Origin of the sequence: Streptomyces tateyamensis (assembly GCF_003205575.1) — a bacterium.
Classification (GTDB): Bacteria; Actinomycetota; Actinomycetes; order Streptomycetales; family Streptomycetaceae; genus Kitasatospora; species Kitasatospora tateyamensis.
The window spans coordinates 64,350-89,109 of the sequence record NZ_PYBW01000012.1 but is presented as its reverse complement, the minus strand read 5'-3'; the positions used below and the strand labels follow the sequence as shown (position 1 = coordinate 89,109).

26 protein-coding genes are annotated in these 24,760 nt (G+C 73.3%); 15 read left to right on the top strand and 11 right to left on the bottom strand.

Features of this window, described 5'->3' with window-relative positions:
* The first annotated feature begins 126 nt into the window (after window positions 1–126).
* The 6 genes from C7C46_RS03850 (at window position 127) to C7C46_RS03830 (ending at window position 5,585) form a co-directional block, all read left to right on the top strand.
* Entirely contained in the window at window positions 127–1,446 is a 1,320-nt protein-coding gene (locus tag C7C46_RS03850) for a PucR family transcriptional regulator (protein WP_245984110.1), read from the top strand.
* Window positions 1,447–1,681: 235 nt separating this feature from the next.
* On the top strand, window positions 1,682–3,364 hold the full coding sequence (locus C7C46_RS03845; protein ID WP_110665675.1) for a beta-1,3-glucanase family protein: 1,683 nt from the start codon (window positions 1,682–1,684) through the stop codon (window positions 3,362–3,364).
* Window positions 3,365–3,587: 223 nt separating this feature from the next.
* Window positions 3,588–4,346 carry an alpha/beta fold hydrolase gene (locus C7C46_RS03840; protein WP_110665673.1) on the top strand — a complete coding sequence of 253 codons (759 nt, stop codon included), beginning with the start codon at window positions 3,588–3,590 and terminating at the stop codon, window positions 4,344–4,346.
* Window positions 4,339–4,797: a MarR family winged helix-turn-helix transcriptional regulator gene (locus C7C46_RS03835; RefSeq protein WP_110665711.1), complete on the top strand. Its 459-nt coding sequence runs from the start codon at window positions 4,339–4,341 to the stop codon at window positions 4,795–4,797. Before C7C46_RS03840 ends, C7C46_RS03835 begins: the two co-directional genes overlap by 8 nt.
* Window positions 4,798–5,175: 378 nt before the next feature.
* Complete coding sequence (locus C7C46_RS34775) at window positions 5,176–5,352, top strand: hypothetical protein (protein WP_181442181.1); 177 nt, start codon at window positions 5,176–5,178, stop codon at window positions 5,350–5,352.
* A gap of 44 nt (window positions 5,353–5,396) precedes the next feature.
* The gene (locus C7C46_RS03830) at window positions 5,397–5,585 is read left to right on the top strand and encodes a hypothetical protein (RefSeq protein ID WP_146258976.1); all 189 of its coding nucleotides are present in this window, start codon (window positions 5,397–5,399) and stop codon (window positions 5,583–5,585) included.
* A 279-nt stretch (window positions 5,586–5,864) separates the two neighbouring features.
* Here the strand turns inward: C7C46_RS03830 and C7C46_RS03825 are convergent, their stop codons facing one another.
* The 3 genes from C7C46_RS03825 to C7C46_RS34175 form a co-directional block, all read right to left on the bottom strand.
* Window positions 5,865–6,311, bottom strand: coding sequence for an NUDIX domain-containing protein (locus tag C7C46_RS03825; protein WP_110665669.1), 447 nt, complete (start codon window positions 6,309–6,311; stop codon window positions 5,865–5,867).
* A gap of 84 nt (window positions 6,312–6,395) precedes the next feature.
* Window positions 6,396–6,641 (bottom strand): vWA domain-containing protein, encoded by a 246-nt coding sequence (locus C7C46_RS03820; protein ID WP_110665666.1) that lies wholly within the window; start codon window positions 6,639–6,641, stop codon window positions 6,396–6,398.
* Window positions 6,642–6,717: 76 nt separating this feature from the next.
* A complete protein-coding gene (locus tag C7C46_RS34175; RefSeq protein ID WP_146258975.1) occupies window positions 6,718–6,993 on the bottom strand; it encodes a hypothetical protein in 276 nt (91 codons plus the stop codon).
* A gap of 95 nt (window positions 6,994–7,088) precedes the next feature.
* On the opposite strand from C7C46_RS34175, the gene C7C46_RS03815 reads away from it, so the two are divergent.
* Window positions 7,089–7,937 carry a helix-turn-helix domain-containing protein gene (locus C7C46_RS03815; protein WP_110665663.1) on the top strand — a complete coding sequence of 283 codons (849 nt, stop codon included), beginning with the start codon at window positions 7,089–7,091 and terminating at the stop codon, window positions 7,935–7,937.
* Window positions 7,928–8,128, top strand: a complete 201-nt coding sequence (locus tag C7C46_RS03810; protein WP_110665661.1) for a DUF397 domain-containing protein — start codon at window positions 7,928–7,930, stop codon at window positions 8,126–8,128. Before C7C46_RS03815 ends, C7C46_RS03810 begins: the two co-directional genes overlap by 10 nt.
* A gap of 19 nt (window positions 8,129–8,147) precedes the next feature.
* Here the strand turns inward: C7C46_RS03810 and C7C46_RS03805 are convergent, their stop codons facing one another.
* From C7C46_RS03805 to C7C46_RS03795, 3 genes are read right to left on the bottom strand one after another with little or no spacing between them, the layout of a single operon-like run.
* Window positions 8,148–9,479 (bottom strand): cryptochrome/photolyase family protein, encoded by a 1,332-nt coding sequence (locus C7C46_RS03805; protein WP_110665659.1) that lies wholly within the window; start codon window positions 9,477–9,479, stop codon window positions 8,148–8,150.
* Between the two features lie 50 nt (window positions 9,480–9,529).
* Window positions 9,530–10,321 carry an anti-sigma factor gene (locus C7C46_RS03800; RefSeq protein ID WP_110665657.1) on the bottom strand — a complete coding sequence of 264 codons (792 nt, stop codon included), beginning with the start codon at window positions 10,319–10,321 and terminating at the stop codon, window positions 9,530–9,532.
* Window positions 10,318–10,902 carry a sigma-70 family RNA polymerase sigma factor gene (locus C7C46_RS03795; RefSeq protein ID WP_110665654.1) on the bottom strand — a complete coding sequence of 195 codons (585 nt, stop codon included), beginning with the start codon at window positions 10,900–10,902 and terminating at the stop codon, window positions 10,318–10,320. Before C7C46_RS03795 ends, C7C46_RS03800 begins: the two co-directional genes overlap by 4 nt.
* A gap of 288 nt (window positions 10,903–11,190) precedes the next feature.
* Between C7C46_RS03795 and C7C46_RS03790 the strand changes: the two genes are divergently transcribed.
* Together C7C46_RS03790 and C7C46_RS03785 are read left to right on the top strand one after the other, a co-directional pair.
* A complete protein-coding gene (locus C7C46_RS03790; RefSeq protein WP_110665652.1) occupies window positions 11,191–11,841 on the top strand; it encodes a fasciclin domain-containing protein in 651 nt (216 codons plus the stop codon).
* 55 nt (window positions 11,842–11,896) lie between these two features.
* On the top strand, window positions 11,897–13,453 hold the full coding sequence (locus C7C46_RS03785; RefSeq protein WP_110665708.1) for a molybdopterin-dependent oxidoreductase: 1,557 nt from the start codon (window positions 11,897–11,899) through the stop codon (window positions 13,451–13,453).
* A 76-nt stretch (window positions 13,454–13,529) separates the two neighbouring features.
* On the opposite strand, the gene C7C46_RS03780 is transcribed toward C7C46_RS03785, so the two are convergent.
* Both C7C46_RS03780 and C7C46_RS03775 read right to left on the bottom strand, forming a co-directional pair.
* The gene (locus C7C46_RS03780) at window positions 13,530–14,711 is read right to left on the bottom strand and encodes an aminotransferase class V-fold PLP-dependent enzyme (RefSeq protein WP_110665649.1); all 1,182 of its coding nucleotides are present in this window, start codon (window positions 14,709–14,711) and stop codon (window positions 13,530–13,532) included.
* 269 nt (window positions 14,712–14,980) lie between these two features.
* On the bottom strand, window positions 14,981–15,445 hold the full coding sequence (locus C7C46_RS03775; RefSeq protein ID WP_110665647.1) for a tetratricopeptide repeat protein: 465 nt from the start codon (window positions 15,443–15,445) through the stop codon (window positions 14,981–14,983).
* 137 nt (window positions 15,446–15,582) lie between these two features.
* Between C7C46_RS03775 and C7C46_RS34770 the strand changes: the two genes are divergently transcribed.
* The 3 genes from C7C46_RS34770 to C7C46_RS03765 are packed head-to-tail and all read left to right on the top strand — an operon-like array spanning window position 15,583 to window position 17,571.
* Window positions 15,583–15,750 (top strand): hypothetical protein, encoded by a 168-nt coding sequence (locus C7C46_RS34770; RefSeq protein WP_181442179.1) that lies wholly within the window; start codon window positions 15,583–15,585, stop codon window positions 15,748–15,750.
* A 52-nt stretch (window positions 15,751–15,802) separates the two neighbouring features.
* Entirely contained in the window at window positions 15,803–16,369 is a 567-nt protein-coding gene (locus C7C46_RS03770; protein ID WP_110665645.1) for a GNAT family N-acetyltransferase, read from the top strand.
* Window positions 16,366–17,571, top strand: a complete 1,206-nt coding sequence (locus tag C7C46_RS03765) for an MFS transporter (RefSeq protein ID WP_425470014.1) — start codon at window positions 16,366–16,368, stop codon at window positions 17,569–17,571. The genes C7C46_RS03770 and C7C46_RS03765 overlap by 4 nt, the downstream gene beginning before the upstream one ends.
* Window positions 17,572–18,030: 459 nt before the next feature.
* Here the strand turns inward: C7C46_RS03765 and C7C46_RS34765 are convergent, their stop codons facing one another.
* From C7C46_RS34765 to C7C46_RS03735, 3 genes are all read right to left on the bottom strand, one after another.
* Entirely contained in the window at window positions 18,031–20,694 is a 2,664-nt protein-coding gene (locus tag C7C46_RS34765; protein WP_181442178.1) for an ATP-binding protein, read from the bottom strand.
* Between the two features lie 390 nt (window positions 20,695–21,084).
* A complete protein-coding gene (locus tag C7C46_RS03740) occupies window positions 21,085–21,303 on the bottom strand; it encodes an MbtH family protein (RefSeq protein ID WP_110665641.1) in 219 nt (72 codons plus the stop codon).
* A 232-nt stretch (window positions 21,304–21,535) separates the two neighbouring features.
* Entirely contained in the window at window positions 21,536–23,428 is a 1,893-nt protein-coding gene (locus C7C46_RS03735) for an alkyl/aryl-sulfatase (protein ID WP_110665639.1), read from the bottom strand.
* 202 nt (window positions 23,429–23,630) lie between these two features.
* Here C7C46_RS03735 and C7C46_RS34760 point away from each other — a divergent pair, with 202 nt between their 5' ends.
* Together C7C46_RS34760 and C7C46_RS34755 are read left to right on the top strand one after the other, a co-directional pair.
* On the top strand, window positions 23,631–24,233 hold the full coding sequence (locus tag C7C46_RS34760) for a hypothetical protein (RefSeq protein ID WP_181442176.1): 603 nt from the start codon (window positions 23,631–23,633) through the stop codon (window positions 24,231–24,233).
* Window positions 24,143–24,706, top strand: coding sequence for an LPXTG cell wall anchor domain-containing protein (locus C7C46_RS34755; protein ID WP_181442175.1), 564 nt, complete (start codon window positions 24,143–24,145; stop codon window positions 24,704–24,706). The genes C7C46_RS34760 and C7C46_RS34755 overlap by 91 nt, the downstream gene beginning before the upstream one ends.
* The last annotated feature ends 54 nt before the right edge of the window (window positions 24,707–24,760 follow it).

Here is a 24,760-nt window from a genome sequence, read left to right as displayed (position 1 = left end):
GGGCCCGCCTCTGGTGTCGTGGCAGCAAGCGTGTTACCAACTGGTAGGTAACTTCGGATGACAATGATGGCTGCGCCACGGGCGGACGCCCCCGGGCAGCGCTCACAAACTTTCGCGAGGTGGATTGTGATCGCACCCAAGGCCGCGCTCGGTGCCAGTGCCGCTGGTGCTGCCGGGGCGGGTGCCAATGGTGTCGGTGCCGACCCGCCGCGGTGCGGCGGCAGCCCGCTGCACCGGCGGCTGCTGGCCGACCTGCCGAGCCTGGTGCCGGCGGTCATGACCCGGCTGCTCGACCAGTTGCCGGTCTACGCGGCACTGCCGCCCGAGCAGGTGCGCGGGGAGATCACCCGGGCCACCGAGCAGGCGATCCGGCACTTCGTCGAGGTGCTGCGCACCGGCGACCTGCCGGACCGGACCCTGCTGGAGGCGATCAGCGAGTCCGCCGCGCAACGGGCCGACGAGGGCGTGCCGCTGGAGGCCGTGGTGGGCGCCTACCACCTGGGCGCCGAGGAGTGCACCACCCGGATCCTGGCCGCCGCCGCCCCCGGTGACCTGCCTGACGTGCTGCGCGCCCAGCACCTGCTGCTCGGCTACCTGCGGCTGGTCAGCTGCGCGGTGGCCACCGGCTACGTGCGGGAGCGGCAGGCCGCGCTCGGCGAGGAGCAGGTCGCCCGCCAGGCGCTGCTCTCCCGGCTGTTGGCGGGCGGCGACCCGTGGGCCGCCGCCGATCGCGCCGGGATCGCGCTGCCGCCCTGCTACCTGGTGCTGAGCCTGGCGATCGGCGCTCACCCGGACGAGCTGCGCCCCGAGGTCAACCGGTCGGTCGCCGCCCATCGCAAGGTGCGCCGGCTGCGCCACGAGTTGGAGCGGCAGAGCCGCGGGGTGCCGCTCGCCGCGCTCTCCGAGGAGGGCGGCCTGGCACTGCTCCCGCACGAGACGCCGGTGGCCGAACTCGGCGCGGCCGACTGGGCCCGGCTCTCCCAACTGGTCGAACAGCTCACCCGGATCTGCGGCGCGCCGCTGGTGGTGGCCGTGGCCGCCGCCGCACCGGGCGAGGTCGCGGGGGCGGCCCGGCTGGCCGGCGAGATCCGCCAGGTCGCCCAGGGAGCCGGGTGCGGCCCGGGGCTGTACCGGCTGGACGACGTGCTGCTCGAGTACCAGCTGAGCCGCCCGAGCCCGGCCCGGGACGGGCTGGCCGCGCTGCTCGCCCCGCTGGTGGGCCGCCCGGAGCTGCTGGGGACGCTGCGCGCCTTCCACGCCGCGGGCTTCGACCGCCGCCGGGCGGCCGGGCAGCTGAACGTGCACCCGAACACGGTGGACTACCGGCTGCGCAAGGCAGCGGCACTCACCGGCCTGGACCCGGGCCGCACCGGCGACCTGCCGGTCCTGCGCGCCGCACTGGCCGCCCACGACGCCGCGGACCGCGAGCACGGGAGATTCGGCTGAACCAGGGGGCGTCCCCCGCACGTCGGCAGCGCGTCAGCAGGGCTCCAGGAGTGGGACGCAGCGGCCTCGATCGTCAAAGCATTGAAGCAGTGACCCGGAAAGCTCCCTGATACTTCTTCAGTTCTTGTACTTGACTGGTACAGACCACGGCGACATATTGGCACCCTGCTGCAGCATCCGCGACGGCCGGCCTCCGTCGCCGCCCCCACGCCTTCCTGCTCGGACGGGACCTCCCATGATCTCGCGTCGCACGCTGCTCACCACGGCGGGGACGGCCACAGCCGCCCTGCTCGGTACACCCTTGCTGATGCCCGCACTCGACCCGGTCGCCGCCGCGGCCGGCCCCAGCCTGCCGCTGACCCTGCGCAACACCTCGGGCAGCAACACCGTCTACGCCTACGTCACCGGCTCCGACAGTTCGAACCGCCCCGGCTTCGTCGGCCCGGACGGCGCGTTCCACGTGCTGGCCAACCCCAGCAGCAACCTCACCCCGGTACCCGACTACTCGATCCCGCTGGGCGCCTCGGGCGGCGCGGGGGTGACGCTGACGCTCGCGCAGTACGTCATCGGCGGGCGGGTCTGGTTCAGTGTCGGCAAGAAGATCCAGTTCTTCGTCAACCCGGCCGTGGGCGGTGGCCAGCCCGGGCTGGTCGAGCCCGGGTTCAGCACCAACGACCCCAACTGGCTGACCGACTGGACCTTCTGCGAGTTCACCTGGAACGCCGCGAACCTCTACGCCAACATCAGCTACGTCGACCTGGTCGCGGCGCCCGTCTCGATGGCGACCACCGGCGCGGCCGGCAACCAGGCGGTCAGCCCGCTGCCGGCCGGTGCGCTGACCGCCCTGGCCAACGGGCTGACCGCCCAGCACGCGATCGACGGCGCGCCCTGGGACCAACTGGTCGTCAAGGACAGCAGCGGCACGGTCCTGCGGGTGCTCGCCCCCACCCACTCGCCGGTCTCGTTCGGCAACTACTTCGGACCGTACGTGGACCAGGTCTGGTCCCGCTTCCAGTCCACGCCGCTGACCGTCGACACCCAGAACCCCGCCTTCGGCTCGTTCAGCGGCACGGTCAGCAACGGTGTGCTGACCTTCGCCGGCCTGAACGCCGACGGAGTGGCGTTCACCAAGCCGAGCACCGACGACATCTTCAGCTGCGCCAGCGGCCCGCTCTACAACTCCGGCGGGGACGCCCGTGGTGCGGTCGCCGCGCGGCTGTCCGCCGCGCTCAACCGCAGCACCCTGCTGCTCGCCGGCGGCGCCCAGCAGCCGAGCGGGGTGACGGCCGGCCAGTACTACCAGAACGCGATCACCAACCACTACGCCCGCCTGGTGCACGCCAACGCCAGCATCGGCTACGCGTTCCCCTACGACGACGTGGGCCCGAGCGGCAGTGCGCCGGTCGACGGCCACCTCCAGGACCCGGCGCCCACCTCCTGGACCGTCACCTTCGGCGGCGGGTCCAGCGGTTCGGGCGGCGGCGGAGGCGGGGGCGGCTCGACGGTCAGCGCCTACGGCACCGTCCAGGCGGCGTCCTACTCCTCGCACAACGGCACCCAGACCGAGGCGTGCTCCGACACCGGGGGCGGCCAGGACGTCGGCTGGATCCACGCCGGCTGCTGGCTCGGCTACACCGGCCTGGACTTCGGCCCCAGCTCCCCCCGCCGCTTCCTGGCCCGGCTGGCCTCCGGCGCGGCGGCCGGGATCAGCGGCGGCATCGAGGTCCGCCTGGACAGCCCGACCGGCCCCAAACTCGCCGAGATCGACCTGGCCAGCACCGGCGGCTGGCAGTCCTGGCAGACCGTCCCGATCAACCTGTCCGGCTCCGCCACCGGGGTGCACGACGTCTACCTGACCTTCATCGGCTCGACCTCCGACTTCGTCAACCTCCACTGGTTCACCTTCTCCGCGACCTGAGCCACCCCGGCCCCGCGGTGCTGCCTGCCGCTGCCCGGCGGCAGGCAGCACCGCGGGGCCGATGAGGTCCTTTCTGGACTTCTCGGACTTCCTGACCCCTTCGACTCGCGACAGCGCGCCGAGCGCCGACGAGCGCACCCGACTGGCACCATGAACATGTGATCCAGGTCACATATGGCACGACATATATGTCACGACACATATGTCGTGTAACGTGTCCGTTATGAACACATCGGAGAACACCCCGACCCTCGTCTTCGTCCCCTGCTTCTCCGGCGCTCCGTGGAGCGCCGAGCAGCTCGCCCCCTACGGTGAGGCGCCCCGGCGCACGCTGCGCCTGCCCGAAGGCGTCAACGACATCGAGCGCTACGCCGACTACGTCGAGAACGCGATCGCGGACCTCGACGACTACGTGCTGGTCGGCGACTCGTTCGGCGCCAACATCGCGCTCGCGCTCGCCACCCGCCGCCCGCGCGGCCTGCGCGCCCTGGTCCTGTCCGGCGGATTCGCGGCCAACCCGGTCGACTCGAAGCCGTGGAAGGCCCTGATGCACGTGATCGGCAAGGCCCGCGGCCCGTTCTACCGGCAGCTGACGCTGCGGGCCCACGCCCACCGCCTGGCCTCCCCGTTCGACGGCGAGGGGCAGGTGCCCTGGAGCGAGGCACGCAGCCGCGAGCTCTTCCTCGCCAACACCCCGGCCACCTCGTTCGGCGCCCGGGTGCAGGCCAGTCTCACCGCCGACTACGTTGACGTACTCGGCCAGGTCGAGGTCCCGACCCTGCTCCTGACCCCCTCGCACGACGTGCTGATCGGCGAGGACGCCTCCAAGATCATGCTCGCGGGCATCCCCGGCTCCCGGGAGGTCGTGCTGCCGCGCACCGGCCACATGTTCCGCTTCTCGCACCCGGTCAGCTACGCCGCCGCGGTCACCGACTTCCTCGCCACCGCCCTGCCCGGCTCCCGGGCGGGTGCCGGTGCGTAAGGCCGAGCACCTACGGTTCGCGATCCTGGCAGCCCAACGCGAAGGCAACCGGCTGCTGACCCAGGCCCTCAAACCCCACGGCATCACCTCCTCGCAGGCCGAGGTGCTGCGCCTGCTCCAGCAGCACGGCACCTTGAGCCTCAACGGGCTCGGACAGCTCCTGGTGTGCGAGAGCGGCACCAATCCCAGCCGGCTGGTCGAACGCGTCGTCGCGGCCGGGCTGGTCGAGCGCCGCACCGACGACGCGGACCGCCGCTACCTCCAGCTCAGCCTCACGCCCGAGGGCGAGCGCGTGGCCACCGCGGTCGCCGAGATCGAGGAGTTCCTCTACACCTCGATGGAGGCCGCCTCCGAGGGCCTGGACACCGACGCCATGCTCGAGTTCCTGCACAACTTCATCGACCCGCTGCCCTCGGGCAAGGCCCTCAACAAACGCCTCGACCTCGGCTGAGGCCACCGCGCCACCATGCCCATCCGCACGGCCCGGCCGGTCGCACGCCAAGGAAGGACCGACCATGCAGTTCGAGAACGCCCTGACCATCAACGCACCCGATCGCCGCGATCGCCGGCCCCCGCGTCAAGCACGCGGTCGCGAAGAACCTCGGTGTTCTGAAAGGCATCCTCGAAACCCGATGACCCGATGACCCGATGACCCGAGCCGACGAGCCGACGAGCCGCGCTCCGGACCTGCCGCCGAGCCCCCGCCCTCCCGCTGGTCAGGGCGTGCCGGCCGCGGCGAACCCCGCCGTCAGACCTGCGCGCTCCAGCGCCCGGACGAGGGCCGGCCGGTCCACCGGACCGTCGAAGCGGTTGGCAGGCGGCCCTGCTGGTGGTCACCGGAGACTTCAACGTCCCACGGGACTCGGCGGCGTTCGAGCGGTTCACCGTCACCACCGGCCTGCGCGACCTGCTCGCCGGGGACCGCGAGCCGACCTACCGCCCACCGAGCGGTGGCCGAATCCCCCCGCACTGGACCAGGTACTGCTGCGCGCACCGGCCGGCGTAGCGGTGGAGACCGCGGCCCGCCTGGTGCTCCGTCAGGCGGTGCCCTTGGGCGACGGCACCGAGGAATACCTCTCCGACCACTTCGGCATCGCGGCCGAACTGCGGATCGGACCTCCCGTCCTGAGGGCCGCGGGCCAGGCTCGTGATGAATCATCACCGCCGCGCAGCGAAGTCGGCGAAGAGGGATTCACCGTGTCGCCCGGCGACCTCGGCGAGAGCATCACCACCGTCTGACCTCCGCCCTCACCTGCGTTCTCCACCTGCCCTCTCCGCACGGCTGAGACTCCATCGAGGAGTCCAGGACCACCTCACCCGTGGTCACCGGCGACGAAACGTGCATCCATGTCGATCACGCTGCCGCAGTCTATTCAGATCGTGTACGTCCCAGCATGCGCACGGTCTGCTTCAGTGCGATCGGCGGCACGGTCGCTCGACACAGGCGCTCCGTGCGCCCGTTCCGCGGCATCGCCGGGAGCTCACCAGCGCCGGCGGAGGAAGCTCCCTGCGCGAGCGCTACGCGGCGAGTTCGCCGCGGAACAGCGCGGGCAGCGACTGGTTGAACTCGCGGGCCGCGAGGGCGTGCTTGATGCGCCGCGCCTGGTACGGCTCGCACTTGTCGTCCAACTCCTCGCGGGAAAGCCAGACGAGCGCCTCGATCTCGGCGTGCGCCTTGGCCGGAATGCTCAGTGCCGCCTCCTCCTCGGGCGTCAGGGTGCCACCGTCGAAGACCACGTTCAGGCCCTCGGCGGCCCCCGAGCGGGGGTCGGCCGGGGTCTGGTCGACCGCCAGGAGCTGCGTCAGCCTGCGGCGGATCCCGGTCTCCTCGGCCAGTTCGCGCGCAGCGGCCTCGGCACACTTCTCGCCCTGGTGCGCGGCACCGCCGGGCGTCCGGGCATGGACCGGTACGTAGTCTGCACGGTGAGCACCTGGCCGGCCTGGTTGGTGACGAGCGTCAGACAGCCGAGGCGGCGACGCGGCTGCTGGTCGGGCTGAATGTCGCTGTGGGACATGCGAGTTGCTCCTGTTCGGGCTCGGAAGGCGTCATCACGCGGCGATGGCGATGGCTCGGGGCGCGCGGGGCGCGCGCCGCAGGCCGGCGGCGATCCGCTCGTGGACCTTGCTCATGGTCGCCAAGGTCTCGTCCAGCTCGGCATCGGTGGCGCCCCCGACGGCCTGGGCGTCAAGCACGTGCCCGAGCTTCCGTAGGTCGGCGAGCGCGTCCGCCGGGTTGAACGGGGCCATCAGGGAACGGCCGGCGGTGATCCAGGGGTTGTGCAGCGAGACGTTCATGGCGCTGTTCCTCTCTGAGGTGTGCAGCCCGGCGCGGCGCAGGAACCGCCGGGAGCTGAATCGACTGCTGGGCTGGTCATCCACCGGCCAGTTGCCCCGGCAGCGTGATGACGCCCTCCCTGCGCGGGCTGCTGCGTCGGGAGACGGTTTCCAGCACGGCCGTCCCAGGGAGTGGTTCGATCTTGCTGGGATCGGTTTCCCACTCGATTCCGCCGCCGGCCGGGCGCAGGTAGGCCCGCTTGCCCAGCCTGCCCATGTAGACGCCGCGCCGTCCGCCATTCCCCAGGTCGGTTACCAATTCACCGTGCCTGGGGCGGTACGGATTCGCCGGGGACCGATCGTCCGCATTCACTGTCCGCTCCCTTCTGCTGTCTTTCTGCTACGAGCATCGGCCGAACCGCGTACCATCGCCAGTGTTTTGACCTTGACATCTCTGCCTTGTTAAGGATGCGAACGATCATGGAACCCGCAGACCCTGACGAGCAGTCATCTCCGCGAGTGCGTTTCGGCCAGGAGTTGCGCAGGTCACGTCGGGCCCGTCGATGGTCTCAAGTAGAGACCGGCAGGCGCATGGGGTACACGGGAGCCTTCATCTCGTACCTCGAAAGAGCGAAGCGCGCTCCAACAAGGGAGGTGGCTGTTAAGGCCGATGAGGCCTTCGAGACCGGACAGAAGTTCTACGAGTTGTGGCGACGGTTTACCCGCGCCGCGCTCCTGGAGGGCTTCTCAGAGTTCGCCGATGCCGAAGCGCGGTGTCGTCGGGAGCGCGTTCTCGGACTGATCGTCATCCCGGGACTGCTGCAAACGCCGGACTACGCGCGCGCACTCGCCATGGCGGCCGTGCGACGTGGCGCGATCTCGCTGACCGAGGCCGACGAGCGCGTCGAGTTCCTGACGGCTCGGCAGACGGTCCTCGATCAGAAGGCACCTCCCCTGCTCCACGCCGTGCTGGAGGAAGGCTGCCTGATGCGCACCATCGGAGGCCCGAAGGTGATGGTCAAACAGCTCGCGCACCTCGAAGAGCTCGCCCAGCGCCCCACCATCACCATCCAGGTTGCCCCGTTCAACATGGGCGAGAACCTTGCCTTCACGGTGCCGGTCGTCCTGCTGGACCAAGCCGACCACTCGGTGATCGGCTACGCCGAGTCGCAGGCCAAGGGGCACGTCGAACGCTCTCGCACCACTCTCACGACCTGGGAGAGGCAGTACGATCAGCTGCTGGTGGAGGCGCTGCCCACGGCGGCATCCATGGCACGGATCCGCGAGGCTCGAAAGGAACTGCAGCAATGGACCTGACCGACGCGAAGTGGTTCAAGTCGTCCTACAGCAACAACGGCGGCGAATGTGTAGAGGTCGCTCCCAACTTCTCCGGCATCGTCCCGGTCCGTGACTCGAAGGACCCCGAGGGCACCCCCCTCGTCTTCCCCGTCCCCGCCTGGCACGCGTTCGTCGCCGGTATCCGGGCGGACGGCCTCAGCGCCGCCTGAGGCCTCCCACCCGTCCCCCCTACTCGTCCAACCCCCGCCCCGCCCGCAGCCTCGCCGCATAGTCCTCCGGCGGGATGATCGGGGCCGGGTAGGCCGCCGGCGGCTGCGCGAGCTTCCACGGGCGGTGCACGGCGGCGCCCGTGATCTCGCGCAGTTCGGGGACCCAGCGGCGGACGTAGTTGCCGCTCGGGTCGAAGCGGTCGGCCTGGATCAGTGGGTTGAGCACACGGTTGGGGCGGGTGTCGTTGCCGGTACCGGCCATCCACTGCCAGTTGAGCTGGTTGTTGGCCACGTCGCCGTCGACCAGCAGGGACAGGAAGTGCGCGGCCCCGATCCGCCAGTCGTGGTAGAGCGACTTGGCGAAGAAGGAAGCGGCGATGAGCCGGGCCCGGTTGTGCATCCAGCCTTCCTGCGCAAGCTGGCGCATCGCGGCATCCACCACCGGGAACCCGGTGCGGCCCGCGCGCCAGGCCTCGGCCTCCTGCCCGTCCTGGTGCCAGTGGTCGGCGCGCGGGCGGTAGTCGGTGCGGGCGGCCCGGGGTCGGGCGGCCAGTACCTGGTGGTGGAAGTCGCGCCAGCCCAGCTGGCGGACGAAGGCCTGCGCCCCCGGGGTGCCGCGGCGCAGCGCCGTGTCCACCACCTCGGTGGCGGACAGGCAGCCGAAGTGCAGGTACGGCGAGAGCCGCGAGGTGGCGTCGGCGGCCAGGTCGTCGTGCACCTCCTCGTACTGGTCGACGTCCCACCCGCGCCACAGCTTCCGACCGGTGCTCTCGCCGCCCGTCGGCAGCAGTGGCGAAGTCGGCTGCACCCGGGGGACGGCGATGCCCGACACGCCGTCAGGGGTGCGCAGCGCGCGGGGCGCGGGCAGCACGGGGCGGTGGCCGTGGTCCAGCCAGGCGCGCAGGTAGGGGGTGAAGACGGCGTAGTGGTCGCGGCCCGCCGGGGTGACCGCCCCGGGCGGCAGCGCGGTGACCGAGGCCTGGTGCACCGTCAGCCGGCGGCCGAATCGGTCCCGCAGCGCGCCCTCGCGACGCCGGGCGAAGCCGCTCACCCCGCCGGCCAGGTGGACGGAGTCCGCGCCGCTCTCCGCGAGCAGGTGGGCCACGGTGGACACCAGTGGGCCTTGGCGCACCACCAGCCGGGAGCCGACGGCGCGCAGCGAGTCGTCCAGGTCGGCCAGGCAGTCGCCGAGGAAGGCGAGCCGGTTCGGCGCCGCGAAGCCGGCCCGCTTGACGGCGGGGTCCAGGACGAAGACGGGGAGCACCTGGTCCGCCCCGGTGGCGGCGGCGTGCAGCACGGGGTTGTCGTGCAGGCGCAGGTCCTGGGTGAACAGGACGAGGGCGAGGGTCATCAGGCGTTCCAGAGGCAGGAGGAGGAAGGGAAGGAGTCAGAGGCAACGGGTCAGGCGAAGGCGAGCAGCATGATCGGCGCGGAGGTCGGGTGCGCCGAGCCGCCGGCCGGCTCGACGGTCATGCCGACGCCTACCGCCCCGTCCAGCGGGCCCTGGAGCAGCAGCGAACCGCCGCTGCCGGGCAGCAGCCCGGCCGGGCGCATGGTGCCGGCGTCGTTGAACCACAGCTGGTAGGTGCGGTCGGCGCCCAGCGCGGGCAGGCCGCTGGCCAGGAAGCCGGCCTGGCCGCGGGCGCTGGACCAGACGACGGTGCCCACCGCGCCGCCCCGCACCGTACCGGTGGCGGTGCGGGCGTCCGGCGCGGTCAGCAGCGCGCTGAACCCGGCCTGCTGGGCCTCCAGGCGCGCGGCCCGGGCCCGGGCCTGCTGGGCCTGGTCGTGCTGCTGCACCGCGAGGCCGCCGAGCCCCGCGGCCAGCGCCAGGCAGGCGGCCAGCGCGAGCTTGGGCCACTGGCGCGCCGCCCGTCCCCGGCGGCGGGGCACCCGGTCGGTGGGAACCGGACTGTCGGCGTCCTCGTGCGCCTCGGGCGCCAGCTGCCGGACCGTCACCAGTTCGGCCAGCACCCGCCGCTTGAGCTCGGGCGGGACCGCGACGGCCTCGGCGGCTCCCAGTCGGGAGAGCGTCTCGGCGAACTCGGCGACCTCCTCGGCGCAGCTCTCGCACCCGGCCAGGTGCCGCTCGAACCGGCCGCGCTCGGGTTCGTCCAGCGCGTCGGTGGCGTAGGCGCCGGTCAGCAAGTGCAGGTCGGCAGTAGCAGCAGCGGTATCGACGGTGTCGGTCATGATCCCACCCCCAGGCAGTCGCGCAGGCGGATCAGTCCGTCCCGCATCCGGGTCTTGACGGTGCCGAGCGGCGTCTGCAGCATGTCGGCGACCTCGCGATAGGAGAAGCCGCGGAAGTACGCGAGCAGCACCGCCTCGCGCTGCAGCTCGGTCAGGCCGCGCAGGCAGCGGCGCACCTGCTCGCGCTCGAGCCGGCCCTCGACCTGCTCGGCGACCTCGTCGTACGGGGGAACGTGCGACTGCGCGGCGACGCGCTGCTCCCGGTCGGTGGCCGCCTGGGCGGCCCGCACCCGGTCCACGGCCCGGCGGTGCGCCATGGTGAGCACCCAGGCCATCACCTCACCGCGCTCGGGCCGGTAGCGCGCCGCGGTGCGCCACACCTCCAGCATCACCTCCTGCGCGACCTCCTCCGACTGGGCGGGGTCGCGCAGCACCCGGCGGACCAGGCCGAGCACCGGGCCGGCCACCGCGTCGTACAGCCGGCCGAAGGCGTCCTGGTCACCGAAGGCGGTGGCCGACACCAGTTCCTTGAGGTCGGGCCCCCGGAACTGCGGCCCGGGCAGGTGGACGACGCCGCTCATACCAGCGCCTCCTGGTCCGGCGGGCACAGCGGGCGGGTGGCGGACATGGGGACCTCCGGGTCGGGCGGCAGGGCGTGCACCGGGTCTTCGGAGCGGACGGCCGGGCGGATTGGCCGAATGCGAGGAATTCGCAATTCGGATTCGGACCCATCCGGGCGAGCCGTTCCTCCGAATGACCGATGCGAGCCGATGCTGCGGGGCGGTGGCCCAACCACTGCCTGCGGTCCGGCAGCTGACGCTCTGTCATCCATTTCCTGAGCCACGACGCCCTTAGCTAGGAGCTCCACCATGTCCGCCGCCACCCGCCGTACCTCCTTCGCCGCCCTGTTCGCCGCCGGAGCGCTGGCCTTCTCACTGACGGCCTGCGGCAGCAGCGGAAGCAGCAGCACGAGCTCCACCGCTGCCACCGGCTCCGCCGCCACCACCGGCTCCACCGCCGCGCCGACCGCCTCGGCGGTGGCCGCCGACCAGCCGTTCGGCTCCGCCTGCGCCACCGTCCCCAAGGACGGGGCCGGCAGCTTCGCCGGGATGGCCAAGGACCCGGTCGCCACCGCTGCCTCCAACAACCCGCAGCTGTCCACCCTGGTCACCGCCGTCAAGCAGGCCGGACTGGTGGACACCCTGAACTCGGCGCAGAACATCACCGTCTTCGCGCCCAGCAACGACGCGTTCAACAAGATCCCGAAGGACCAGCTGACCGCAGTGCTGGCCGACAAGGACAAGCTCACCAAGATCCTGACCTATCACGTGGTTCCGACGCGCCTGGCGCCGACCGCGCTGGCCGGCGACCACCCGACCCTGGAGACCAGCACCCTGAGCGTGGCCGGCAGCGGCCAGGACTTCACGGTGAACGGCAATGCCAAGGTGCTGTGCGGCAACGTGCAGACGGCCAACGCCACGGTGTACATCGTGGACACCGTGCTGATGCCGAGCTCCTGACCGGCTCGCGGCGACCGGACGGCGGTTTCCCGTGCGCGACCTGACAGCGATTCCCGTGCGCGACCTGATACACCGTTCGCCGCGGCTGCTCGCCGACGCCCTCACCGGACTGGCCGCCGCGGCGGCCGCGGTGGGAGCCGGCGAGCTGGTGGCGGCTTACACCGGCCCGACCGGGGCGCCGGTCACCGCCGTCGGCTCCGCCGCGATCGACCTGACGCCGACCCCGCTCAAGGAGTACGCGGTCCGCAGTTTCGGCACCGAGGACAAGACGGTGCTGCTGCTGGGGATCTACCTGACCATGGCGGCCCTCGCCGCGCTGGCCGGGCTGCTGGCGGCCCGCCGTCCCGTGCTCGGGGCCGGGGTGATGCTGGCCTTCGGCGGCCTCGGGGCCTGGGCCGCGCTCTCCCGCAGCACTGCCACGGCCGTCGACGCGCTGCCGTCGGTCGTGGCGGCGCTGGTCGGTGCGGGCACCCTGCTGGTACTGGCCCGGGCTCGCCTGCGGACCCGCGCCGCCGACGGTCCACCGCCGCCCGGCCCCAGCCGGCGCACCGTGCTGGCCGCGACCGGGGCCACCCTGCTGGTCGGGGCCGGGGCCGGCTTGGGCGGCCGGGCGCTCGCCGACCGGCGATACGACGTGAGCGCCGCCCGCCGGGCCGTCCGGCTGCCGGCGCCCGCCGTCCCGGCGCCGCCGCTGCCGGCCGGCGCGGGTGAGAACCTGCCCGGCCTGTCCGCCTTCCGGACCGCCAACCAGGACTTCTACCGGGTCGACACCGCCCTCACCCTGCCCCGGATCGACCCGCGCGACTGGTCGCTGCGGGTACACGGGCTGGTCGACCGGCCGCTGCTGCTCTCCTTCGAGGACCTGCTGCGCCGGCCGCTGACCGAACTGGACTACACGCTCTCCTGCGTCTCCAACGAGGTCGGCGGCCCCTACGTCGGCACCGCCCGCTGGCTGGGCGCTCCGCTGGCCGACCTGCTCCGCCAGGCCGGGGTCCGCTCCGGCGCCGACCAGCTGGTGGGCCGCTCCAAGGACGGCATGACCATCGGCACCCCGCTGGACGCCGTGCTCGACGGGCGCAGCGCGCTGCTCGCCGTGGCGATGAACGGCGAGCCGCTCCCGGTGGCCCACGGGTTCCCCTGCCGTTCGCTGGTGCCCGGGTTCTACGGGTACACCTCCGCCACCAAGTGGCTGGTCGACCTGGAGGTGACCACCTTCGCCGCCTACGACCCGTACTGGGTGCGCCGGGGCTGGGACCGCACCGGCGCCGTGAAGACCGCCTCCCGGATCGAGGTGCCCGCCCCGTTCGCCCGGGTCCCGGCCGGCAGCGTGACGGTGGCCGGCACCGCCTGGGCCACCCACCGCGGCATCGCCGCCGTCGAGCTGCGGGTGGACGGCGGCCCCTGGCAGCCGGCCCGCCTGGCGGCCGACGCGGGCCCCGACCTGTGGCGCCAGTGGACCTACACCTGGGCCGGCGCCACTCCGGGCACCCACCACCTGGAGGTCCGCGCCACCGACGGCACCGGCGCCGTCCAGCCCGAGGCCCGCACCCCGCCCTTCCCGGCGGGCGCGGCGGGGTGGCACAGCACGGTGGTCACGGTACTGGCGAACTGACGCGTCCTCAGGAGCGGCGAACCGACGCGCCGTCAGGAGTGGTCACCGGCACTGCCTGGCCGTCACCCGGTCTCGTTCACGCCGCCCTGCGCAGGGCTGCCACCGCCGCCACCGTCGCGTCCAGCTGCTCCTCGGTCACGAAGTAGTGCGGGGAGGCACGGACCACGGTGTCCAGGCTGCGGTTGGTCATGTCGAGCAGGGCGGACGGGCGGTGGCTCACCGAGACCGTGATCCCCTGGGCGGCGAGCAGGTCGCGGACCTGGGCGGCGGGCAGGCCGTCGACGGTGAAGGTGACGATGCCGCTCTTGCGCCCGCCGAGGTCGCGCACCGTGACCCCGGGCAGCTCGGCGAGCCCCGCCCGCAGGTGGGCCGCGCGGGCGGTGACGGCCTGTTCGACCTCCGCCGGGCCCAGCTCCAGCAGGTAGCGGGCGGCCCGGATCAGCCCGAGCCGGGCCGCCGCGCCGTGCTCCCAGAGCTCGTGCACCCGGGCGTCGTCGCGCAGCCGGTAGCTGTGCGGCGCCGTCCACTCGGCGCCGCGCAGGTCGGCCACCGGCGGGCGCAGCCGCTCGGCGGCCCGGTCCCGGACCACCAGTACACCGGTGCCGCGCGGGGCCCGCAGCCATTTGCGCCCGGTGGCGGTGACGAGGTCCACGTCCAGTGCGTCGGTGTCCAGGTCGAGCTGCCCGATCGCCTGGCAGGCGTCCAGCAGCACCAGCGCACCGACCCGGTGCGCGGCCTCGCTGATCCGCCGCACCTCGGCCACCACCCCGCCGTTGGTCGGCACGTGCACCACCGAGACCAGCTTGACCCGCTCGTCCAGCATCTCCTCCAGCGCGGCGGCCGAGAAGCTCCCCTGCTCGTCGGAGGGCACCACCTCGACGCTCGCGCCCACCGCCTCGGCCCGCATCAGCAGCGGGATCGCGTTGCTGGCGTACTCGACCTCGCCGACCAGCACCCGGTCCCCCTTGCCCAGCGGCACCGCCTGGAACGCGGTGACCCAGGACCGGGTGGCACTCTCGGTGAACGCCACCTCCTCGGCCCGGCACCCCAGCAACTCGGCGAACACCTGGTAACCGGCCTCGAAGTCCCCCGCCCGCTCGTCGGCCGCCTGGTACCCACCGATCTCGGCCTCACGCCGCAGGTGGGCGAACTGCTCGGCCAACACCGGCTCGGGGGCCAGCGAGGAGCCGGCACTGTCAAGGAAGACGCCGCGCTGGGCAGCGGGCGTGTCCGCGCGGACCGCAGCAAGATCGATCATGGCTGCCACACTAACGGCGCGCCAGTTCCCTGTCAGGAGGTCACGCGAGCCGTGGCCCCGACCGCCGCGCGCCGTGGGAACGGGTCAAACGATCTGATCATCTGTGAGCATGGGACACGCCCCCGATCAGGTGGCACCCCGTCAGGTGATCATTGCTCAGACCCGCCCTGAGCGCCGCCCGCCGGTGGGCGGTGCGGCTCCTGCCGGACGCGAGGCGCCCGGGATGCCGGCGGCGGCGCTCCCCCTCAAGAGCCGGCAGGAGGCCCGGCTCAGCCCAGCCCCTCCACGAACCAGGCCAGGTTGCGCCGGACCCGTTCCGGCTCCGGGTTGCCGCGCAGCGCGGTCAGGCCGGCGCGCAGGGCCTCCTCGTGACGGCCGCTGTTGCCCAGGCAGACCGCGAGCAGGTCCCAGGGCAGCCAGTGGTGGTCGGTCTCGCGGGTGGCGCCGACAGCCGGGCGGCGGTTCGCGCAGGTGGCGGCCTGGAAGAAGGGCGCGGCCTCGGCCCAGCGCTCCTGCTGGTAGTAGACCTTCCCCGCCACCACCCAGGCCTCGGGGCGACCGGGGTCCAGTTGCACCGCCTCCAGCGCGGTGCTGGCCGCCTCCGGGTGGCGGTCCAGCGCGAGCAGTGCCTCGGCCTGGCCGAGCAGCGCGGAGTACCGCTCCCCGGCTGGCTGGACGGCGGCCGGCGTCTCGGCCTCGTCCTTGACGACCATCGGGAGGGGGGTGCGGGGCATGGCAGCGATTGTGACCCGGTGCCGGGGCGGCGGGGCGGGACCCGGGGCGGGCGGCTCACCCAATCGGATCAATTCATCCGACGAGCGCACCAGCAGACGGTACGTCATCCACCGGATCGGCTCGGCGTCGGTTTCTGATGGTGGACGACGGTCGGCCGTGCCGGGCGGACCAGAACGGCGAGCTGCGCCGCGCCCAGGCCCAGCTCCGGGCCCCGGACGAGCCGGTCACCATCGCGCTGACCGAGCGTCAGGCCGCCGAGCAGGTGCCCGCCACCCCCTGGCAGGCGATCGGCCAAGGTACCTGAGAGTTGCTCGATCCAGGCCGTCGTTCGGCATGCGTACGATAGGTTCGCGATCATGACTGATCTCGGACCTGACACCTGGCCACCCGCCCCGATCACGACCGAACGGCTCGTGCTGCGCGCCGCCGAGGCCCGGGACCGCGCCGTGGTCATCGAGCTGGCCGCCTCTCCGGAGGTCGGCGCCTACGTCGGTGGGGCCCGCCCGCGGGAGGAGCTGGAGCGCGTGGTGCCCGCGATACCCGGGCAGCGCCCCGGCTTCTTCGTGGTCGAGCTCGACGGCGCGACGATCGGCATGGTCACCTTCGACCGGCGGGACCCGCAGCGCCTCGGGCACATCCGTCCGGAGGGCGGCGAGCGCGAACTCGGCTACCTGTTCCTGCCGCACGCATGGGGCCGCGGCTACGCCACCGAGGCGGGCGCGGCGGCCGTCGCCTGGTTCACCGCCACGCTGCCCGGCGAGCCGCTGGTGCTCTCCACCCAGACTGCCCACGCCGCCTCGCTGCGGGTGGCGGCCAAGCTGGGCTTCACCGAGGTCGAGCGCTTCGAGGACTACGGCAGCGAGCAGTGGCTCGGCGTGTGGTCCCCGCCCGGGCCGGCCGGTCTGCCTACGGTGAACAAGTGACCGACCTGGGGACTCAGCGGGCCGCCGCCGGCCGCCACGCCTACCTCGCGGCGGCCGCCGCCTTCGCCGTCTGCATGGTGGGCACCACGCTGCCGACCCCGCTGTACGGCCTGTACCAGGAGCAGATCGGCTTCTCCGAGCTGATGGTGACGGTGGTGTTCGCCGTCTACGCCTTCGGGGTGATCGGGGTGCTGCTGCTGGTCGGCAACGTCTCCGACGCGGTGGGCCGCCGCCCGGTACTGCTCTGCGGGCTGGCGGCCGCCGCGGTCAGCGCCGGGTGCTTCCTCGCCGAGCAGGGCCTCCCGCTGCTCTTCCTGGGCCGACTGCTGTCCGGGCTGTCGGCGGGCCTGTTCACCGGTACGGCGACCGCCTACGTGCTGGAGCTGGCCGCGCCGGACAACCGGGCCCGGGCCGGCTTCGTCGCCACCGCCGCCAACATGGGCGGCCTGGGCTGCGGGACGCTGCTCGCCGGCGTGCTGGCCCAGTACGCGCCCGGGCCGCTGGTGCTGCCCTTCGTGGTGCACCTGGTGCTGCTGGCCGCCTCCTTCGCCCTGGTCTGGTCCCTGCCGGAGACGGTGCCCGACGCCCAGCCGCTGCTCCGGGCCCGCCCGCGCCGGCCGAGCCTGCCGCCCGAGGTCCGCGGCGTCTTCCTGCCGGCCGGGATCGCCACCTTCGCCGGGTTCTCGCTGCTGGGCGTCTTCACCTCGGTCACCCCCGCCTTCCTGGGCCAGGACCTGGGCGTGCACAACCACGCGGTGGTCGGCCTGATCGTCTGCACGGCCTTCCTCGCCTCCACCCTCGGGCAGCTGCTGGTGCCCCGGCTCGGCACCGCCCGGGCCGTCCCGCTGGGCTGCCTGGTGCTGATCCTCGGCCTGGCCCTGCTGTCCGCCTCGCTGGCCTGGACCACGCTGCCCCCGCTCCTGCTGGCCGCCGTGGTGGGCGGCGCGGGCCAGGGCATGGGCCTGCGCGGCGCGGTGGGCGAGGTGGCCGCCGCCGCACCCGCCGACCAGCGCGGCGGGGTGCTCTCCGCGCTCTTCGTGGTCGCCTACTTCGGCATCTCGATCCCGGTCATCGGCGTCGGCGTGCTCACCGCGCCCCTCGGCCTGGCCCACGCGGGCCTGGTCTTCGCCGCCGGCATGGCCGTGCTCGCCACCGCCTCGGGCGCCTACCTGCTGCGCCGCACCGCCACCCGGGCCGGCTGACGGTATCGCTCGCGCTCCTCGGGGCCAGCGGCTGGCGGTCCATCAACTGGCTTCGCGCCGCGAGGTCTACGAGGCCTCGCGGCGCGCGGCCGGGTTCACCGAGCTGGAGTGGGTGCCGCTGCGGATCTCCGAGGCGGGGATCCGCGAGTACGGCGAGGAGTTCTGGGCCGACCTGCTGGCCCACCCGCCGCTGGAGATGCTGCGCTGCCGCGCCTGACCCGGCCTCACCTGACCGGCGGCCGGGGGCAGGACGCCCCGGACCTGTATGTCGGAAGGGCCACCGGACGCTACCTGCCGCCAGCGGCCCGCTGACGGCGCGTCAGTCGGTGATGTCCTGCTCGGCTGACCCGTCCCCGGCCGAGCCGCCCAGAGCCGAGCCGCCCTCGGCTGACTTGCCCTGAGCCGACCCGCCCTCGGCTGACCTGCCCTCAGCCGACCCGGTCCCCAACTGCCCCGGCCTCAGCCGACCCGTCCCCCGACTGCCTCGGCCTCAGCCACCGGCATGCCCGCCTCGGCCAGCTTCGCGGCCGGCTTGGCCGCCTCCGGGGCGCCCAGCCGGGCGAACCCGGCGTGCGCCTCGCGCCAGTGCTCGACGGCCGGCGCCGCCTGCCCCAGCGCGTGGTGTGCGTCGCCCAGGCCGTCGTGCGCCCGGGCCTGGACCAGCGGGTCGGCCTGGTCGGTGCCCAGCGTGAGGGCCTCCCGGTGGTGGGCCAGCGCGTGCTCCGGGTCGCCGGCCGCCAGCGCGTTCGCGCCCAGCGCGAGCAGCGCCTCGACCTCCAGCGCGCCGTCGCCGTACTCCCGGGCCACCGACAGCGCCCAGGCCTGCCGCTCGGCGGCCTCCTGGTAGCGGCCGAGCACGGTGTGCACCTGGCAGAGCAGGTTGGTGATCCGGGCCTGCCAGACCACGTCCTCCAGTGCGGTGAAGATGTCAAGGCTGGCCTGGTGCTGCTCCAGCGCCTGCTCGTAGCGGCCCAGCCGCTCGTGCACCGCGCCGAGGTTGGTCAGGCTGATCGCCTCCACGTTCGGGTCGCCGATCTCCCGGGCCAGCAGCACGGCCTGGCCCAGGTACTCGCCCGCCTCCTCGAACCGGCCGGCCCGGAACTCGGCCAGCCCCAGGTTGCAGAGCGAGCGGGCCTCCACCACCCGCATGCCGGTCTCCCGGGCGGCCTCCAGCGCCTGCTGGTGGTAGCTGCGGGCCAGCTCGTAGCGGCCCAGCCGGTCGTAGGTGAGCGCGAGGACGGTCAGCGTGCCCGCCCGGCCGATCCGGTCGCCGGTCTGCTCGGCCAGTGCCAGCCCCTCCAACGCGAGGTCGGCGGCCTGCTGGTACTGGCCCAGCCGCTGGTAGGTGATGGCCAGGGTGATCAGGCAGCGCGCCTCGCTCACCCGGTCGCCCAGCTCGCGGGTCAGCACCAGGGCGCGCTCGCCCAGGTCGAACACCTTCTGGTACGGGCCGAGCCGCCAGTACGCACCGGCCACGCAGATCAGGGCCTTGGCCTGGCCGGACCGGTCCTGCCGGCGCTCGGCCACCGCCAGCGCCTCGGCGTGCAGGACCAGCCCGTCGGCGTAGAAGCCGTGGTGGTCGAAGTAGTTGTAGAGCACGCAGGACAGGTCGCTGACGTACCCGGGGCGCCGCCCGGCCTGCGGACAGCGGGCGCAGGCGATCAGGTTGGCCCGTTCGGCCAGCAGCCATGCCGTCGCGCCCGCCTCCTGCTCGACCGCGCGCACCCGCGGGCTCGCCGACCCGCTCAGGTCCGGCAGCCAGCGCGGGTCCTGCGGGTAGAGGGTGGTGACGGCGGTGACCGCGGTGTGCCGGTAGTGGTCGAGCAGCGCGTCGACCGCCGCCTCGCGCACCGCCGGCGCCTCCGCGGCCTCAGCCACCGACTGGGCGTGCCGGCGCAGCAGGTCGTGGAAGGTGTAGCGGCCGGGGGCGTGCTCGATCAGCAGGTGGTGGTCGAGCAGGTCCTCCAGGAGCTCCTCGGCCCGGACGGCGGCGATGCCGGTGAGCGCACCGACCGCGCGGGCGCAGAAGTCCTCGCCGGGGTGCAGGCCGGCCAGCCGGAAGGCGCGCTGCTGCTCGGGCGTCAGTGCCTCGTAGGAGACGGCGAAGGCGGCGGCCACGCCGACGTCATCCTCGTCGGCGAGTTCCGCTAACCGCTGGTGCTGGTCGCGCAGCCGGGCCAGCAGGTGCTCGGGCGTCCAGGTGCTGCGGTGCGCCAGCCGGGCGGCCGCGATCCGCACCGCCAGCGGCAGCCGGCCGCACAGCTCGACGATCTCGGCGACCACCTCCTCCTGCCCGGCCACCCGGGCGGCACCGACCACCTGGGTGAACAGGGCCTGCGCGTCCTGGTGCGGCAGCACGTCCAGCGACATGCTGACGGCGCCGGCCAGGGCGGGCAGCCGGCGGCGCGAGGTGATCAGCACCAGCGAGCCGGGGTGACCCGGGATCAGCGGGCGCACCTGCTCGTCATCCAGCGCGTTGTCCAGCACCAGCAGCAGCCGGCGCCGGGCCGCCTCGGTGCGCCACAGGTCGAGGCGCTCCTCGGTCCGCTCCGGCAGCCGGGCCTCCTCGACGCCGAGGGCGCGCAACAGGCGGGCCACCGCGGTGCCGGGCTCCAGCGGGGTCTGGCCGGGAGTGAAACCGTGCAGGTCGAGGAAGATCTGGCCGTCGGGGAAACGGTCGGCCAGCGTGTGGCCGACCTTGACGGCCAGCGCGGTCTTGCCGACCCCGGCCATGCCGTCGATCGCGGAGATCACCACGGTCGAGGCGCCCTGCTCGCCGCCGGCGGCCAGCTCCAGCAGCCGGCCGACCTCCTCGGCGCGGCCGGTGAACTCGGCCACCGCGTAGGGCAGCAGCCGGGGCACCGGGCGGTCGGTGGCGCCGGGCGGTGGCGGCTCGGACCCGCCGGCCTGCTCCTGGGCGGCGGCCAGCAGCTGCTCGCGCTCCGCCTCGTCCACTCCCAGTGCCTTGGCCAGCAGGGCGACCGAGGAGAGCCGGGGCTGGCGACGGCCCGTCTCCAGCACACTGATCGCGTGCGTGGAGAGGCCGGAGCGCTCCGCCAGCTCCTCCTGGGTCCAGCCGGCTTTGCGCCGGAACTCCCGCAGCAGCGCGCCGAATACCGCCACTCTCGCCCCTCGGACAGCCGACATCGTGATACCGAGCGGCGGCCCGGTCCTCGCAGCCCGCCGACGCCCACTGGTCATGGACCTTACGGGGCGGGTGCCCCCGAACACCAGCCGACCTGGTGCTCAAACGCCAGACGAACGCCATGGTCTCCCGGGGCGGCGGCGCCCAGGATGGAGGTCATCACGGCGTCCACGGGGGTGACGCCGAGGACGCGGACCGGCCCCTACCGGGCCGGTCCGCGAGTACAGCGGCGGAGGAGAGACGATGACGCACGGTCAGGACACGATGCACAGCGCGGTCGCGAACTGCGTGGGGACCCCGGGGTCCAGCCAGTGACGGACGGGCGCCGGGGTGTGACGAGAGTCACCGCGGCGCCCGCCACCGATGTCTCAGCCCTCGGCCTCGGCCATCGCCGCCACCAGGCTGTTCGGCCGCATGTCGGTCCAGTGGGCCTCGACGTACTCCAGGCACTGGGCCCGCCCGCCCGGACCGTGGACGGTCCGCCAGCCGGCCGGGACCTCGATGAACTCCGGCCAGAGCGAGTGCTGCCCCTCCTCGTTCACCAGCACGAGGTAGACCCCGTTCTCGTCCTCGAAGGGGTTCGCCATCATCGACTCCTTGCCCACTGGCCGTCAGAACCCGATCACCCTGGCAGAGCGCCCCGGACCGGTCAACCACTCCGGTGCGCCGGCCGCCCGCCGGGCTGCGCCCGCGTCAGGTCGGGACGCGGTGACAGAACAGGACAGGGTGTCAGAACGGGGCAGGGGGTCGGAACGGGGCAGGGGGTCGGAACGAGGCAGGGGGTCGGAACGAGCCAGGGGGTCAGAACGGGACGGCGTCTCAGGGCGTGACGATGGCGAAGTCCGGGTCCGGCTCGGACAGGCACCCCATCAGCTCCGCCAGCTTCGCCAGGTCCCCTGTCACGGTGGCCCGCTGGGCGAGCTCGGCGGGCGGCAGCAGGCCCAGCAGGGTTGCCCGCAGGTCGGCCTCGGTCAGGGTGAGCTCGACGTCCGGCTCGCCGTCCAGGGCGCCGGTGCCGGTGCTGTGGACCAGCACCCCGTTGTGCAGCCGCATGGTGATCCGCTTGCCTCCGGTGACCTGCCAGCGCACGGTGATGTCCTTGTCCCAGCTGCGCGGGCCGTCCACCCGGATCGCCAGCGCGTCGAACAGCTGGTCCAGGGTGAGCGCGGCGAGCAGGTCCGGGGCGAGGGCCCGGGTCGGCGTGCCCACCGGCCCGTGCCGCAGCTCCAGCGCGCCCGTCAGGAAGAAGTTGCGCCAGGTGCCGTTCTCGCTGCCGTACCCGAGCTGTTCCAGCGCGTCGGCCTGCAGGGCGCGCGCCTCGGCGTTGTCGGGGTCGGCGAAGAGCACGTGGTTGACCACCTGCGCCACCCAGCGGAAGTCCCCTTCGGCGAGCGCTTCCTGGGCCCGCTTCAGCACCCGCTCCGCCCCGCCCATGTACTCCACGTACCGCTCGGCGGCCGCCACCGGCGGGTGCTCCCACAGGTGGGCGGGGTTGCCGTCGAACCAGCCCAGGTACCGCTGGTAGACCGCCTTGGCGTTGTGGCTGACCGAGCCGTAGTAGCCGTGGGTGTGCCAGGCCCGCTCCAGCGCGGGCGGCAGCTGCAGTTGCTCGGCGATCTCCGCGCCGGTCAGGCCCTCGTTGAGCAGCCGCAGCGTCTGGTCGTGCAGGTAGGCGTAGGTGTCCCGCTGCTCGGAGAGGAACTCCCGGACCCTCTCGCGGCCCCAGACCGGCCAGTGGTGCGAGGCGAAGGCGACGTCCGTCCCGGCCAGGAAGAGCTCCAGCGCCTGGGTCAGGTAGCGGGCCCACACCCGCGGGTCGCGCACCTCGGCACCGCGCAGCGTCAGCAGGTTGTGCAGGTTGTGGGTGGCGTTCTCGGCCATGCACAGCGCGGCCCGGTCCGGGAAGTGGATGTTGAGCTCGGCGGGCGCCTCGGTGCCGGGGGTCAGCTGGAAGACCAGGCGGATGCCGTCCACGGTCTCGGTCTGGCCGGTGCGGGTGATGGTGACGGTGGGCGGGATCAGGCCCACCGAGCCGGTGGAGGTGGTCTGGCCGAGCCCGGCGCCGACCTGGCCCCGCTCGCCCTTGGGCAGCGCGGCCCCGTACATGTAGGCGGCCCGGCGGGCCATCGCGGTCCCCGCGTAGACGTTCTCGCTCACCGCGTGTGCCAGGAAGCCCTGCGGCGCGATCACCGGCACGCCCGCGGCCACCTCCTCGTCGCTGATCACGCCCTTGACCCCGCCGAAGTGGTCCGCGTGGCTGTGCGTGTAGAGCACACCGGTGACCGGCCGCTCGCCCCGGTGGGCCCGGTAGAGCGCGAGGGCGGCCGCCGCGGTCTCGGCGGAGATCAGCGGATCGATCACCAGCACCCCGCGGTCGCCCTCCACCACGGTCATGTTGGACAGGTCGAAGCCGCGGACCTGGTAGATGCCCTCGGTCACCTCGAACAACCCGTGCCGGGCGACCAGTCGGCCCTGCCGCCACAGGCTCGGGTTGACCGTCTCGGGGCAGTCCTGGTCGAGGAAGGCGTAGGCGTCCAGGTCCCACACGGTCCGGCCCTGCTCGCCGGTGATCACCCCGTCCGAGGAGCCGAGGAATCCGCGGGCCGCGTCCTCGAAGTCGCGGGTGTCCTCGAACGCGTAGCGCCCGAGCACCGCCTCGTTCCCTGCCACGACCTGCGGGTGGGCCGCCTTCTGCTGACCGTCCTGCGCCATCTGCCGTCCCCTGTTCCTGCCGGACCTGCCGGATCTGCCCGGCTCCAAGGCCACTGTGGTCAGGTGTCACCGCGTCAGCCAGCGGCGCTGGGCCGTCCGGAGGATCCGGCCCGCGTGTCCGAGCGGTCTGACCATCGTCCGAACAGCCCAATGCGGGCGATTCGTCGCCGAGGGCAGGTAGGGCCGCTGTTAAGAGTGGTGAGTGGCCCTCACCAATCGCGCTCCCCGGGTGCGCACCGCGACCGCCCTGCTCACCGCCGCCGGCGCGGCCGTCACCACCGGGTTGCTGCTCCCCGGCCAGCACAGCGCGGCGGTGGTGCCGCCCGGGTCGCTGGCCAGCGCGACGCTGGTGCAGCTGACCACCCAGGACGTCCCGGCGATCGGCCTGACGGCCTACGCCGGCAGCTATGCGTCTGCCGTCTCGACCACTGTGCCTGGTACGGAGAATGCGGACTTCTCCAGCGACCCGGACGACATGCTGTCCCGGATCACCATCGCCACCCGGACCACTCGGACCGCCACCGACCCGGCGAAGTACTACGCGCAGGCCCAGCTGACGGGGCTCGAGGTGAGGTTCAAGTCCAAGGCGCTGGTCAGCTTCGGCCCGGTGCAGGCGGGCACGGTCGCCTCGCTGGACTCCTACGCGGAGTGTGTGCCGCCGCCGGTCGGCCCGTACGCGCTGGCCTACAACCGGACCAACGGGGGCAGATCACGGTGTTCGGCCAGGCGGTCGGGCTGGGGACCGCCCAGCTGGCCGTCACCGGCGCCGACCTCGGGGTGCCGACCATCGGCCCCAGCACGCTGACCGTGACCGTCACCCAGCACCAGGACCCGGCCGCGCAGAACCGGCAGTTCACCGCGGAGGCGTGGTTGGAGGTCGAGGTCTCGAGGACGTTCAACAACCTTGCCGGGCAGCAGGTGTACCAGGGGAAGGTGGCAGCCACGCGACTGGGGGAGGTGGCGGTGAACTGCCGGCAGAGCACCCCGACGCCCACGCCGACACCTACCCCGACTCCTACCCCCACGCCGACACCGACCCCCACGCCTTCGCCTACGCCTCCACCCACACCGAGCCCCACCCCCACGCCCTCCCCTTCTCCCTCGCCGACCACCCCGCCGGTCCCCTCCCCCTCCACCAGCGGCTCGCCGGTCCCACTGCCGGACACTGGCGCCCACGGCTCCCGGCTGCTCGCCGGTGCCGGCCTCACCCTGCTCCTGCTCGCCGCCGGCATCGGGCTGCTCGCCGCCACCCGCAAGCGTCCGCCCAGCCACCGCTGACCGAGCGTCAACGAACGACCGCGCAGCCCGGACACCACCACCGGGACGGGCCCG